Origin of the sequence: Kitasatospora sp. A2-31 (assembly GCF_022288725.1) — a bacterium.
Lineage (GTDB): Bacteria > Actinomycetota > Actinomycetes > Streptomycetales > Streptomycetaceae > Kitasatospora.
The window spans coordinates 1-14,388 of sequence record NZ_JAKNTA010000039.1; the positions used below are offsets into that span (position 1 = coordinate 1).

8 protein-coding genes and 2 pseudogenes are annotated in these 14,388 nt (G+C 70.9%); 1 reads left to right on the forward strand and 9 read right to left on the reverse strand.

The window, feature by feature from the left end; genetic code table 11:
- Positions 1–462, forward strand: a pseudogene (locus tag MCM47_RS38080) (transposase); the annotation flags it as partial.
- Positions 463–703: 241 nt separating this feature from the next.
- On the opposite strand, the gene MCM47_RS38085 reads toward MCM47_RS38080, so the two are convergent.
- The 9 genes and pseudogenes from MCM47_RS38085 to MCM47_RS38125 form a co-directional block, all read right to left on the reverse strand.
- Positions 704–1,519, reverse strand: coding sequence for a DUF4037 domain-containing protein (locus MCM47_RS38085; protein WP_238951553.1), 816 nt, complete (start codon positions 1,517–1,519; stop codon positions 704–706).
- 445 nt (positions 1,520–1,964) lie between these two features.
- A complete protein-coding gene (locus MCM47_RS38090; protein ID WP_238951554.1) occupies positions 1,965–3,044 on the reverse strand; it encodes an aldose epimerase family protein in 1,080 nt (359 codons plus the stop codon).
- A 671-nt stretch (positions 3,045–3,715) separates the two neighbouring features.
- A complete protein-coding gene (locus tag MCM47_RS38095; RefSeq protein ID WP_238951555.1) occupies positions 3,716–4,750 on the reverse strand; it encodes a LacI family DNA-binding transcriptional regulator in 1,035 nt (344 codons plus the stop codon).
- A gap of 577 nt (positions 4,751–5,327) precedes the next feature.
- Positions 5,328–6,747: pseudogene (locus MCM47_RS38100) on the reverse strand (non-reducing end alpha-L-arabinofuranosidase family hydrolase).
- 421 nt (positions 6,748–7,168) lie between these two features.
- Positions 7,169–8,722: an alpha-L-arabinofuranosidase B gene (locus tag MCM47_RS38105; RefSeq protein WP_238951556.1), complete on the reverse strand. Its 1,554-nt coding sequence runs from the start codon at positions 8,720–8,722 to the stop codon at positions 7,169–7,171.
- A 474-nt stretch (positions 8,723–9,196) separates the two neighbouring features.
- Positions 9,197–10,174 (reverse strand): galactofuranose ABC transporter, permease protein YjfF, encoded by a 978-nt coding sequence (gene yjfF / locus MCM47_RS38110; RefSeq protein ID WP_238951557.1) that lies wholly within the window; start codon positions 10,172–10,174, stop codon positions 9,197–9,199.
- On the reverse strand, positions 10,171–11,283 hold the full coding sequence (locus tag MCM47_RS38115; protein ID WP_238951558.1) for an ABC transporter permease: 1,113 nt from the start codon (positions 11,281–11,283) through the stop codon (positions 10,171–10,173). The genes yjfF and MCM47_RS38115 overlap by 4 nt, the downstream gene beginning before the upstream one ends.
- Entirely contained in the window at positions 11,280–12,830 is a 1,551-nt protein-coding gene (locus MCM47_RS38120) for a sugar ABC transporter ATP-binding protein (RefSeq protein ID WP_238951559.1), read from the reverse strand. Before MCM47_RS38120 ends, MCM47_RS38115 begins: the two co-directional genes overlap by 4 nt.
- Positions 12,831–12,935: 105 nt before the next feature.
- Positions 12,936–13,916, reverse strand: a complete 981-nt coding sequence (locus MCM47_RS38125) for an ABC transporter substrate-binding protein (RefSeq protein ID WP_238951560.1) — start codon at positions 13,914–13,916, stop codon at positions 12,936–12,938.
- Positions 13,917–14,388: the final 472 nt, after the last annotated feature.

The window sequence follows — 14,388 nt, forward strand, 5'->3', positions numbered from 1 at the left end:
GGGCCTGCGGCTGCACCTGGTGTGCACCCTGCACGGCCTGCCCGTTGCGTTCGCGTTGACCGGCGCCAAGGCCGACGAGCGCACCACCCTGCTGGACATCCTGGACACCGAGACCGACCTGGTGGCCGCCCGCCCCGGACAGACTCTGATCGGGGACAGGAACTACTACGGTGCCGCATTCGAGCGTGAGCTCGCCGAGCTGGAGATCCGGCTCCTGCGGCCGGCCCGCAAGGGCGAGACCCAACGGGCCGGATCGCAGCTGTTCAAGCCGTTGCGGCAGATCATCGAGTCCGTCAATGACACGTTCAAGGGCCAGCTCGATCTCGAACGACCCAGGGCCGCACACCCGGCGGCGTCATGGTCCGCGTCCTCCAGCGGATCCTCGCGCTGACCACCGCGATCTGGCACAACGACCAGACGGGACAGCCCGTCATGCGCTCCCTCACCGCGTATGACCACTGAACCCCTTGGCATCAGTCATCTAGGACTCTCCCGCCCGAGCATGTGACCATCGCCGGCCTTGCTCTTCGTCTGCGTCGGCACCGCCACCGCAGTGGCCCTGTCATCCGGCTCCCCACGTGACCGACCGGACGAGTCCTAGTGGACCTGACACGAGAAGCAGGAGTTCGCCCGCAACCACCAGACCCGCTACCGCGACCAGCTCAGACTCGCCGCCTAACGACAGCCGATCGGACCTGGCACCCTACACAGTGGACGTGCTCAGCCTCGTGCGGGTCTCCTGGACCAGTGCCCGAGCCCGGGCCACCGTCGCACTCAGTGCCTCAGGCGTCTCTCCCGGGCACCCCAGCATGACGCGGACGCGCGCACCGAAGTCCGGCGGTGCCGTCGGCAGCGTCTCGGCGACAGCCAGGGCGCCCTTCTCATTCAGGCACCAGCGCCTGTCCGCGGCGTACAACGCCTGCACCAGCACGCCGACCGCTCGCGACAGACACAGGGACACGTAGAGGACGTCGCCCCGGGCAGCGCCCTTCGCCGCGGCATCGACCAGGAACTCCGCCTCCCAGGCTCCCGCCGTCAGTGCTTCCCGCAGCTGCTCCGGATACGTCGCCGTCCGCCGCCGAAGCTCGGTCAGCTCTCCACCGGGGTCGGCCAGTACCCGCCCGAGCGCCACCTCGCCCGCATAGCAGGGCGACCAGAATCCGAGCGGATGACCCGCCTGCACCCCCACCTCGTACCGGCCCTCGCAGCAGTCAGCCCACACCTGCTCGACCCGGTCAAGGTCCCGAAGGATCCAGTCGACCGCCACCCCATCAACCCGCAGCCACGCGCCACCGTTCACCCAGGGCCCCCAGCCGCCCGGAGCGGCCACGTCCACGTCCGGCCCGGCCAGCGCGCGCAACGCGGCGAGGTCAAACCCGCCACCGCGGTAGTAGACGCCGAGGTCCCAGTCCGATTCGGGTCGGTGCTCCCCACGGGCCCGGCTGCCGCCGAGCAGCACCCCGACCACGCCCGGCACTTGCGCCAAGTCGCGAGCCATGTCCTCGATGATCATCCGCATGGCGCGAGTCTGGCACTTGCCAACGCATCCGACCAGCCCATTACGCAGCAGGCGACCACCGCTCATCGGCTACCGCATCCCAACGACCTCCAAGTCCTTCGTGCGAGGCACCCCGACAGATCTGCACCCGGCGAAGTTCGCCGCCATCCGGGTCGGTGAGTCGGTCCGCTCCCCCCGGGAGCCCGGGAGCCCGGGAACGGCCGGTTCGAGCCGGCTGGCCGGCCCCGGTGCTCGACGGCGCCCATGAGCGCGGCATCGCCGTCGTCCTCGGCGAACTCACGTGTCTGCCCGAAGGCCGGGTACTCCCACCCCACCTCCCGCCGCCACGCCGAGCGGTCTCCCTCGGCGCCCGGGCCGTCCGGGTCTTCGTCACGGACCTAGGAACGACGGGACGGCGGCGGGCCCCTGCCGCCCACCGCCCCGGCTCCCCTCGGCGGACGGTCCGCTACGGCCGCTTGTCCGCCGAGAAGCAGTAGACCGTCGTCGAGCGGAACTCCTCGCCCGGGCGCAGGACGGTGGAGGGGTACTCGGGACGGTTGGGCGAGTCCGGGAAGTGCTGCGTCTCCAGCGCGACGCCGGCATACGCGCGGTAGGGGCGGCCGGAGCGGCCGGTCAGCGAGCCGTCGAAGTGGTTGCCCGTGTAGACCTGGATCCCCGGCTCCGTCGTCAGGCACTCCACTCGCCGGCCGCTGGCCGGGTGGCTCAGCACGGCGGCCCTGCGGAACCCGTTCCCGTCGAGCACCCAGTTGTGGTCGAAGCCCGCGCCGGCCAGGCGGATCTGCGGGTCCGGGTCGGCGACGCGCTCGCCGAGCACCGCCGCCTCGCGCAGGTCGAAGGGCGTGCCGGCGACCCGGGCGACCGGGCCGAGGGGGATCAGCTCCGCGTCCACCGGCAGGTACCCCGGGGCGTCCACCCGGAGCAGGTGGTCGAGCACCGTGCCGTTGCCCTCACCGGCCAGGTTGAAGTACGCGTGGTTGGTGAGGTTGACGACCGTGGGGGCGTCCGTGGTCGCCCGGTAGCCGATCCAGAGCGCGCCGGCCGGGTCGAGCAGGTACGTCACCTCGGCGCTCAGCGCCCCCGGGAACCCCTGGTCGCCGTCGGGGCTGTGCAGCCGCAGTCGCACACCGGCCCGCCGGCCCTCCCGGACCGGGACGCCGTCCCAGAGCCGGGAGGCGAAGCCGTCCGTTCCGCCGTGCAGGGTGTGGCCGCCCGGCTGGGTCGTCAGCCGGTGCGTGGTGCCGCCGAGCGGCAGCAGTCCGTCGGCGATCCGGTTGGCGTAGCGGCCGACGGTGGCGCCGAGGTAGGCGGCCTCGCCGAGCAGGTCCTCGACGCCCTCGCAACCGAGGACGACGTTCGCCAGCCGGCCGTACCGGTCCGGGGCGTGCAGGGCCTGGAGGCGGGCGCCCAGGCTGAGCACCTCCGCGGTCGGGCCCTCCGTCGAACCGATGGTCCAGCGGGTGACCGGCCGACCGTCCGGCAGGACGGACGCGGTCTCCTGGCAGACGGTCAGTTCACCCAGGGACACGAGCGCTTGTTCCGGCACGGGATTGCTCCGTTCTCGCGGGACCGGTGGGAAGGGGGGGCAGCGCCCGCCGAGCCGGCGAGCGGCGCCGGTGCCGGACGGGGTCTCACAGCCCCTGGGCCGGGCGGGGGGGGCGGGCCTGGCTCCGGCGAAGCTTGTGGGCACCGCGGCCGAAGTGGCCGTCCAGGGTGAGGTACTCGGGGCACAGCAGGTCGCACGTGTCGGCGTCTCCGCGGCTTGCGTCTCGGCGTCTCGGCGTCTCAGCGTGTCGGCGTGTCGGCGTGTCGGCGTGTCGGCGGTGGCCCGGTCCGGCCGGTAGGCACCCCGCTGCACCGGTTGACGGTCACGTGCTCATCCTTCGTACGGGGGAACGGCGATGAAGCCGTGAGCAACCTGGGTCGCCTGTCGCCGGCGCAGTCCGTGGCGGGCGCAGGGGGAGCACACCGGCGACAGGCTCCGTTCCGCTACCTCTCCCTCATGAAGGGCGGAACGAGGGGCCGCCGGCCGGGCGCTCAGAAGCGGGATGGCGACGCCCGGCCGGCGGAGTTGGGGGGAGTGCTTCCTGTTAGCGCTCACACAGATTGTTAGCGCTAACATTCATGGTGTCAAGGGACCTCACCTGGCAGACCAATGCGACAACCGGGCGACTCAGGGCGCCGCGAACCGCCGCCGCTTCACCACCGGGCGGCCGGCCCGATGCTTCGGCGCAGCACCAGCTCCGGCGGGATCCGCTCATGGGCCGGGAAGGGCTTGGCGCCGCCCTCCAACTCCCGCACGAGCAGTTCCAGGGCCCGCCTGCCGAGTTCGCCGAAGTCCTGCCGCACGGTGGTCAGTGGCGGGGTGAAGTAGGCGGCCTCCGGGATGTCGTCGAACCCGACCACACTGATCTCCTCCGGCACTGCCCGACCGGCCTCGTGCAGGGCACGCAGCAGCCCGAGGGCCATGTGGTCGTTGGCACAGAAGACGGCCGTGACATCGGGGAGTCGTGCGATCCGCAGCCCTGCCTGATAGCCCGATCGGGCGCTCCAGTCCCCGCGCTCCACGTCCGGCACGGGAGCCCCCGCCGCCCGCAGCGTGAGCTGCCAGCCCTCCTCGCGGTCCTGGCTCTCCAGCCAGTTGGACGGTCCGGCCAGGTGGTGCACGGTGCGGTGGCCGAGGTCGAGCAGGTGCCCGGTGACCTCGCCCGCACCCTCGCGGTTGCCCACCGACACCATAGGCACCTGCGTCTGGTTGCCCGATCCGACCGCGACGACCGGCACCGAGCTGGAGAGCCGGGCCACCGCGCTGACGGCGGAGGTCTGCGGTGCGATCACCACGACCCCGTCCACCCCCTGGTCGCGCAGCCGGTCGACGGCTTCCTGCACCGAACGGCCGGCGAGGGAGCGAAGGCTGGTCACGCTCACGAAGTACCCGGCGCTGCGGGCAGCTCGTTCGATGCCCTCCAGCATCGAGGCGGGGCCGTAGAGCGTCGAGTCGAAGCTGACCACGCCGAGCGTCTGCGACCGGCGGGTGACCAGGGCCCGGGCAGCGGAGTTGGGCCGGTAGTCCAGCTCCCGGATGGCCGCCAGCACCCGCTCCCGGGTGTCCGGACGGACGTGCGGAGCAGCGTTGAGCACCCGGGACACCGTCTGGTGGGACACCCCGGCGAGTTTCGCCACGTCCGCCATCACGGGCTGGCGCTGTTCCGTGCCGGCGCTCTCGGTTCCCACGCGTAGTCCCCTCCTCGGCTGCGGACCACAGTACGCGACCGGGTCCACACCGATCCGTCATCCTCGGTTCAGCCAGGGCTCTCTTCGTACCAGCCGTTCGGGCCGCCCACAGGTGGCCGTTGCGGCAGGTGAACGCTCACGGGGTCGCCCCGACCGCCGGAAGGGCCGATCGGACGCGACGGCGCGCCCGTGATCTCGGCGCCGCCGACGCCTTCACGGTTCGCGGTCGTGTCGTCCTCCGGTGCGTGGCGCCGGGGACGTTCACGGTGAGCCGGCTGTCGGCCGTACGGATCCAGGTCGGTGCGCCCCGCCGGAGCAGCCGCGGCCCTGAGACTGCGCCCGGGGGTGGTGGACGCGTTCGGGACGTCGAGGTGGATCGGTCGCAGCTGCGACCGGCCGGCGCCCTGCGACGGCCGGTGGGAGGTGGAAGGAAGTCGCTGACATTCCTGGATCGGCGGGTCGCACGCCGGCCGGAGAGCCACGGACGCTGTAGCGGTCACAGCCGACGAGGGACCCCGGCCTCGCCCGGCCGGGGTCCCTCCGGGCGTTGAGCCGACTCCCGGGCGGGCCGGGCGGGTCAGCGCTGGAGGGTGAGCACGCCCGGCCGGTACGGCAGCTTCAGGTAGGAGGTGCCGTCCGAGGAGGGAGACCTGCCCTGGTAGAGGAGTTGGAGGTTGCAGGGGTCGATGGTCATGGTCTGGTCGGGGTTGTTGCGAACCAGGTCGCCGTGGCTGATGTCGTTGGTCCAGGTGGCGCCGCTGTTGGCCTGGCTCGCGAAGGAGTTGCTCGCGGTGGCGGCCTGCGGGGTCCAGGAGCCGTTCAGGCTGGTGGCGGTGAACGAGCGGAAGTAGCGGTGCTCGTTCGCGTCCCGAGCCTCGACGATCATGAGGTACTGGTTCTGGCCCTGGACCTTGTAGACCTGGGGCGCCTCGAACAGGTTCTGCACCGTGTCGCTCATGACCGTGGTGTACGAGGAACCGAAGCTGCCGGGGAAGTTCCCGATCGGCATGCTCGCCCGGTAGATGCTGCCGTTGTCACCGGCGAAGAACAGGTACATGTTCTGGTCGTCGGCGATCAGGGTCGGGTCGATCGGGCCGCCGGTGGGGAGGCTGCCGGTGAACAGCGCCTGCGGCGCGGACCAGCCGGCCGGGTTGGTGGGGTCGCTGGACGTGCGGTAGGTGAAGGGCCAGGCGGTCCCCCACCCCAGTGAGGCCAGCACCCAGATGTTCTTGGGCGCGAAGTAGAACAGGGTGGGCGCCACCGCGGACGAGGGCATGGCGGTCTGGGTGGCGGAGGCCATGTCCGACCAGTTCGTGAAGGGAGCGAACCCCATCGACTTCCACGCCGATCCGTCGGAGTAGGTGGCGTAGACGAGGTGCTTGCCGTTGTAGACCACGTCGGTGAAGTCCTTCAGCGACGCCCAACCGTTCGCCGGCTCCGCCAGCGGACCGGTCGAGGCCCACCGGTACGTCGTCGGAAGAGCACACGTGGTCCCGGCCCCGGACAGGCCGGTCCACTTCTGATTGCCGGCACCGCTGCAGTTCCAGAGCTGCACCGCCGTCCCGTTGGCCGTACCGCCGCCGCTGACGTCCAGGCACAGTCCGGACTCCACCCCGACGACCGAGCCGTCGGCGTTCACCCGCCACTGCTGGTTCGCCCCGCCGGTGCAGGTCCAGATCTCCACCCGGGTGCCCGCCGCGGTGGCGTGGCCCGGAACATCCAGGCACTTGTTCCCGTACACCGTCAGCTGGTTGCCTGACGTCGACGTCCACTGCTGGTTGGTCCCGCCCGAGCAGTCCCAGATCTGCAGGAACGTTCCGTCGCTCCGGCTGGCGTTCGGCACATCGACACCGTCCGGATCCCACGCCACGCAAGGCGCCGCTGGTGGCCGCCTGAGCCGGAGCTGCGACGAGCCCCGAGGCGAACGCCGCCACGGCCGCGACGGCGGCGGTGAGCACGACGGACAGAGGTTTGCGGTTGGAACGTCGTCTACGCATCGAGATGTCCTCTCTGTAGGGATGGAGCTGTCAGCAGATCCCGTTTCCGATGTCACGTCACCTGATGGCGCGCCAGGAGCATTGGTCACCGGCCGGGGAGGAAGCCTCGCCTTCGCCCCTCGGTTCTCCAGCGCACCGGGGGAAGGTGGGTCGATGGTCCCGTACGGGCCCCGCACGCACGACGCGTCCGGTCCCCAGGGCTCGACGAGGAGGATCTCTGCGGCGGTGTGCCGCTCCAGGGCGCCCGCGCGGATGCGGTAGGACAAGGCTCGGTTCCGCTGCTCCTGGGGCCGGTCGGGTGGTGTCACCGTTGTTCCGGGCACCTCCGTCGCGCGAGCCGGCCCGCCACCGCCGGCGAAGCGGTGGCGGGCAGGCGCGCGGTGATGCTGCCGCCGGTGCGCGGTGGTGCTGCCCTGGTGGCTCAGCCCCAGGGCTGGGCGACGAGCCAGCTGGTGTCCGCGGCCCAGCTGGCACTGCTGTCCCAGCTGTTGGAGCCGCCGTTGCTCGCTATGTAGGCCGTGTAGTTGTAGTGCCGGAGGTACTTCGTCGGGAAGTTGACGGACTGGAAGGAGGTGCCGGTACCGCTGTTGCCCCCGGTGGGGCAGAAGGTGGAGTCCTGGGCGAAGGAGCCGGCCCCGTTGTCGAAGTCCAGGTAGAGCTCATAGTTGTAGTGGTGCAGGAACCGGCCGGGGTTGTTGGCGGACTCGAAGGACACGCAGGAGCTGTCAGCCAGGCCGGCGCGGACGATCCACGTGGCGTCGGCCTTGTCGGTGGCCGAGCTGGAGGAGTTCGTGTCGGAGATGACGACCTTGGTGTCGGCGTCGTCGTGGCGGAGGTAGTGCGAGGTGCAGCAGGGCGCGGTGGTGGCCCGCAGGGAGATCCGGGAGCCGGGGGTCAGCGTGCCGGTACCGGTCGAGCCACTGGTGTAGCCGGCGGCGGTGATGTTGGCCTGGACCGCGTTCTCGGTGGCGTCCGACGGGTAGCCCTGGGTCATGACCCCTTCGTAGAAGGTGCCTTGGGCCCACTTGCTGTTGTCACCGCCGATGCCGAGGATGATCGCGCCTTCCTTGTGCATCGGGTTGTAGCCGGTGGCGTTGGGGCGCGCGCCGCTGTAGAAGGTGGACAGGCCGCCCGACCGGGCGTCGCCCCCACGGAGGGCCCACTGGTTCGGTCCGCCCTTGAGCATGGCGGTCAGGAAGCGGTTGTTGACGCTGGGGTCGTTGGCGTTGGGTCCGCGGTTGACCCCGGAGAACAGGCCGTTCTCCAGGTCGGCCATGACCCAGGGTCCGTTGCCGCTGCCCGAGCCCCAGCTCCTGTTGTCGCCGAAGTAGAGGGCCTCCATGTGGCCGTTGCCGGTGTCCAGGTTGTTGGTCTCCGCGTTGCCGTAGTCGAAGCAGCAACCGCCGTTGAAGTGCGTGCCGTCGAAGATCGCGTACATGCCCTCGGGCTGGTCGCCGGTGGCGATGCCGTTGGTGTTGTTGTTGCGGTATCCCGTCCCGGGGGCGACGTAGACGCCGTACGCCTTGTGCCCGCCGACGGTGACCGGCGCCTCGAAGGCGTTGGCGAGGTTGTCCGGACCACCGGCCGCCCCGCCGGCAGGAGCCTGGGTGAGGTGGTTGCCCCTGCCGGACTGGTCGTAGAGGACGGTGATGACGCAGCCGGTGCCGGCGCAGAAGGAGTCCTGCGCGGCGGCGTCGGCGTATCCGCCGGTGCTCAGCAGGCCGATGTTCCTGGTCGCGTTGTCGGAGGCGCGCCTCACCTGGTACAGCGGGCCGCTGTACGCGCCGTACAGGGCCCGGGTGGTGCTGTGCGCGGCGACGCACGGCGTGCCACCGGCGCGGTAGAGGTCGCACGGACCCTGGGTGGCCGCCTGCGAGGTCCCGGCCGTGGCGGTGAGCAGGCCGAGGGAGAGCGCAGCGGTCGCACCGACCGCGAGGAGGGCCCGCCCGACCCTGCGGATCGACGGTTTGATCATGAGGAACTCCTTCACTGGGTGGGGTGCGGAGTGAGCGGCCCGGTCGGCCCCGTCCATCGACACCGGGCCGGGCTCGGGCTGCCGCCCGGCAGGTCCAGGGGCGGCGCCTGAGTTCTGTTAGCGCTAACAATTCCCGCCGAGAAGGCGCGCGCGTGATGACGGTACGGACATCTCCTGTGCCGCAACGGCATCACTATGGCCAGCCGCCAGGACACCGTCAAGACGTCGCGCAGGGACAGGACGGTCCGAGGAGGACCGCGCGGCCCTGCGTAGGTCCTGCGCAGGTCCTGCAAGATCCGCTGACCGCGCCCACCGGCGACGGGCGGCCCCGCGGGCCATCCGCACGGGGCCGGCCCGAGGGTCCGGGGTGGGGGTGCTCGCGCGGCCGCCCGTACCGAACGAGCCGCCGTCCGGCCACGCGTGGCGACCGGGCGGCGGCGACGCCGGGCGGCCGCGACGCTGGTCAGGGGCGTCTCACGGTCGGGGGCGGCGGGTGGTGATCAGGCGTTGCAGGACGATGAAGACGAACAGCAGGGCGCCGATGACGATGCGGGTCCACCAGGAGCTGAGGGTGCCCTGGAAGTTGATCACGGTCTGGATCAGCCCGAGCACCAGAACGCCCAGCAGGGTGCCCAGCAGGTAGCCGGAGCCGCCGGTCAGCAGCGTGCCGCCGATGACCACCGCGGCGATCGCGTCGAGCTCCAGGCCCACCGCGTGAAGGCCGTAGCCGGACAGCATGTAGAAGGTGAGCAGGACGCCGCCGAGCGCGGAGCAGAAGCCGCTGATCGCGTAGACGGTGGTCCTGGTGCGCTGGACCGGCAGGCCCATCAGCAGTGCCGACTGCTCGCTGCCGCCGAGCGCGTACACGTTGCGGCCGAGCCGGGTGTGGTGGAGCACCACGAATCCGACGGCGACCACCAGCAGCGCGATGACCGCGCTCGGCGAGACGAACAGGCTGCCGAGCGGGATCCGGGTCTGCGCCATGGCGGTGTACTGCGGGTCGGTGATGGAGATCGACTCTACGCTGATCGTGTAGCACAGGCCGCGGGCCAGGAACATGCCGGCCAGGGTGACGATGAACGGCTGGATCTCGAAGACGTGGATGACCCAGCCCATCAGCCAGCCGCCCGAAGTGCCCATCAGCAGGACCAGCGGGATGACCAGCAGCGGCGGCCAGCCGTGCTGCTCGACCAGCCAGGCGGAGACCATCGTGGACAGCGCCACGACCGCGCCGACCGACAGGTCGATGCCGCCGGTCAGCACGACGAAGGTCATGCCGACCGCGACGACCAGCAGGAAGGCGTTGTCGATCAGCAGGTTGAGCACGACCTGGCCGGAGAAGAAGCCGTCGTAGCGCACCGAGCCGACGCCGAACATCGACACCAGCAGGACCGCGGTGACCAGCAGCGGGATCTGCCCGCGCAGGCGGGTCAGCAGAGCAATGGCCGTCATTCGCCGACCTCCTGGTCGATGGGGGCCGCGGCGAGCAGCCGGTCCGTGGGGGCCGCGGCGAGCGGCCGGGCGGTCCGCCGGGCCCGGGCGGCGCGGGCGGCGAGCTTGGTGCGGAAGGCGGGCGACTGGATCAGGCAGACCGCGATCACCACGAACGCCTTGAACACCAGGGTGGTCTCCGGCGGGATGCCGATGGTGTAGACGGTGGTGGAGAGCGTCTGGATGACGAGCGCGCCCAGCACGGTGCCGCCGATCGAGAACCGGCCGCCGTTCAGGGAGGTCCCGCCGAGCACCACCGCGAGGATGGCGTCCAGTTCGATCCACAGCCCGGCGTTGTTGCCGTCGGCGGCCGAGACGTTGGAGGACACCATCAGTCCGGCCAGCGCCGCGCACAGCGCGCCGAACACGTAGACGAGCGCCACCAGCCGCACCGCCCGGATGCCGACCAGCCGGCTGGCCACCGGGTTGCCGCCGACGGACTCCAGCAGCAGGCCGAGCGCGGTCGCGCGGGTGAGCAGGACGGTGGCCAGCACCACCAGGCCGCTGAGCAGGATCGCGAACGGCATGGTCAGCCAGTAGCCGCCGCCGATCAGCTTGTACGGCTCGCTGGTGACGGTGATGATCTGACCGTCGGTGATCAGCTGGGCCACGCCGCGCCCGGCGACCATCAGGATCAGGGTGGCGACGATCGGCTGGACACCGGCCTTGGCCACCAGCACACCGTTGGTGAGGCCGAGCACCAGGGCGCTGCCGAGGGCGATGGCGACGGCGGTCAGCACGGTGCCGACGCTGCCCGGGTCGGCGGACCGGCTGATGTGCTGGCAGGCCAGCGCCCCGGAGATCGCGACGGTCGAGCCGACCGACAGGTCGATGCCGCCCGTGGCGATCACCAGGGTCATGCCCAGGGAGACCAGGATCAGCGGGGCGCCGAAGTGCAGGATGTCGATCAGGGAACCGTAGAGGTGGCCGCCCTGGACGTGGACGGCGAAGAAGTCGGGGGTGAAGGCGAGGTTGGCGACCAGCAGGACGGCCAGCACCGCGGCAGGCCAGAACAGCCGGAGCCGGGTCAGCGCCTTCACCGGTCGGCGCGCCGCCGTTGCCGCGCTCATCGGTCCGCTCCGCTCGCAATGGTGGCCATGAGGCGCTCCTGGCTGAGGCCGCCGTCGTTGTCGAGTTGCGCGACCATCCGACGGTCGCGCAGCACGGCGACCCGGTGGCTGAGCCGCAGCACCTCCTCCAGTTCGGCGGAGATGAACAGCACCGCCATGCCGTCGTCGGCGAGGTCGGCCACCAGCTTCTGGATCTCGGCCTTCGCCCCGATGTCGATGCCTCGGGTGGGTTCGTCCAGAATCAGCAGCTTGGGGTCGGTGATCAGCCAGCGGGCGAGCAGCACCTTCTGCTGGTTGCCGCCGCTGAGGTTGCGTACGAGCGCCTCGGGGTTGCCGGGACGGATGTCCAGGGCGCGGATCCAGCGCAGCGCGAACTCGTCCTGCGCGGTGCGCGCGAGGGGACGGACCCAGCCCCGGGCGGCCTGCAGGGCCAGGACGATGTTCTCCCGGACGGTCAGTTCGCCGACCAGGCCCTCGGTCTTGCGGTCCTCGGAGCAGAATGCGATGCCGCGGGCGATGGCGTCGCGCGGGCTGCGCAGGGCGGTCTCGGCGCCCTCGATCCGCAGGGTGCCGCCGTCGCTCTGGTCGGCGCCGAACAGCAGCCGGGCGGCCTCGGTCCGCCCGGAGCCCAGCAGCCCGGCCAGTCCGATCACCTCGCCCGACCGGATCTCCAGGTCGTACGGCTCGACTGCGCCCCGGCGGGTCAGTCCGTCGGCCCGCAGGAACGCGGCAGCACCGGCGGGTGCGGTGCGCTCGCGCCGCGTGTCCTCGTCGAGGCGCTCGGGGCCGGAGTGTCCGGCGAGTTCCGCGAGTTCCGCGAGTTCGGAGCCGATCATCCGGGAGACCAGTCCGACCTGGCTCAGCTCGCCGGTCAGATACTCGCCCTCCAGCCGGCCGTTGCGCAGCACGGTCATCCGGTCGCAGATCTCGTAGACCTGGTCGAGGAAGTGCGAGACGAACAGGATCGCCACCCCCTGGTCGCGCAAGCGCCGCATGACGGCGAAGAGTTGGCGCACCTCGTCGCGGTCCAGGCTGGAGGTCGGCTCGTCCAGGATCAGCACCTTGGCGGAGACTCCGACCGCGCGGACGATGGCCACCAGCTGCTGGACGGCGATGGAGTGACTGCTCAGCGGCGTGCTGACGTCGATGTCCAGGTCGAGCTCGCGGACCAGCTCGGCGGCCCGACGGCGCATCGCGGCCCAGTCGATCAGGCCGAAGCGGCGGGGCTCCCGGCCGATGAAGATGTTCTCCGCGACCGACAGGTTCGGGCAGAGGTTCACCTCCTGGTAGACCGTGCTGATGCCGGCCTGCTGGGCCTGCAGTGGCCCGGCGATCCGTACCGGGCTGCCGGCCAGCACCACCTCGCCGGCGTCGGCCGGGTGGACGCCGGTGAGCACTTTGATCAGTGTGGACTTGCCGGCGCCGTTCTCCCCCATCAGGGCGTGCACCTCGCCGGGGAAGAGTCGGAAGTCGACTCCGTCCAGCGCCACCACCCCGGGGAACTCCTTGCGGATCCCCCGGACTTCCAGGACCGGTTGCTGCCGCACCCCGGATCTCCTCTCGTGTGTCCCGGACGCGGCCCGCCCTCGGGCGGTCCGGTCCGGACCGTGCGGGGCCTGAGCACAGGAGCGGCCCCACACGGTCGGGGTGGGTCAGTACTGGCGGTTCGGCAGGGCCGCGGTGGCCTGCTCGGGCGTGAAGGTGCCCTCCTCGGTCTTGATCCGCCGCGGCACCTGCTCACCCGCCTTGACCTTCTTCGCCAGGTCCATCAGCTGGTCACCGAGCAGCGGGTTGCACTCGACATCGAAGTTGATCTTTCCCTGGCTCATCGCGGTGAAGGCGTCCTTGACGCCGTCCACCGAGACGATCTTGATGTCGGTGCCCGGCTTCCTGCCGGCCTCCTCGATCGCCTGGATCGCGCCGAGCGCCATGTCGTCGTTGTGCGCGTACAGCACGTCGATCTTCGGCTGCGACTTCAGGAAGGCCTGCATGACCTCCTTGCCCTTGGCGCGGGTGAAGTCGCCGGTCTGCGAGGCGACCACCTTGAACTTGGGCTCGCCCTTGACGGCGTCCGCGAAGCCGGACTTGCGGTCGTTGGCCGGCGCTGAACCGGTGGTGCCCTCCAGCTGGACGACGTTCACGTCACCACTGGCGGCCGCGTACTCCTTGACCAGCCACTCGCCTGCCTTCTTGCCCTCCTCGACGAAGTCCGAGCCGAGGAAGGAGACGTAGAGCGACTCGTCCTTCGAGTCCACCGCGCGGTCGGTCAGGATGACCGGGATGTGCGCGTCCTTGGCCTCCTTCAGGACCGTGTCCCAACCCGACTCCACCACCGGGGAGAAGGCGATCACATCGACCTTCTGCTGGATGAACGAGCGGATCGCCTTGATCTGGTTCTCCTGCTTCTGCTGCGCGTCGGAGAACTTCAGCTCGACGCCGGCCTTCTTCGCGGCCTCCTGGATCGACTTGGTGTTGGCGGTGCGCCAACCGCTCTCCGCGCCGACCTGGGAGAACCCCACGACGAGCTTGTGGCCGGAACCCTTGTCGGCCGAGCCTCCGCCGCCGGAACCACAGGCGGCGAGGACGGCAACCATCGCACCGGTGACCAGGACCGAAGCAACTCTCTTGGACATGTGGGGACTTCCTCTCGGAATCGTCGATCGCACGGACGGCGGCAACGGCCCGCGTTCACGGGGTGGGGCGAAGCGACTGAGGGGCCGAGGTGCGGCCCAGGGGCGACGCGGCACCATCCCGTCCATCCGGGCGCGGTGGTGACGCGGTTGCGCTCGAGACGAGATTGTTAGCGCTAACAATCGGGTCGACAAGACCCGCCCCCGCCCGTTACCCAATCTTGACCTGCGGCGCGGCGAGGTCCTGGCCGATTTCCGGCCTGTTACCGCCCCTTGACGCTCCGATGGCCGAGCTGGGCTGAACGGCGATGGGAGCGCTCCCACGGATCGGACTCCCATGCATCGGACTCCCATGCATCGGACTCCCATGCATCGGACTCCCATGCATCGGACTCCCCTGCATCGGACTCCCCTGCACTGGGCTCCCCTGCACCGGCTCCCCCGTGCTCCGGGCCCCGCCGGCCACCGGCGGGGG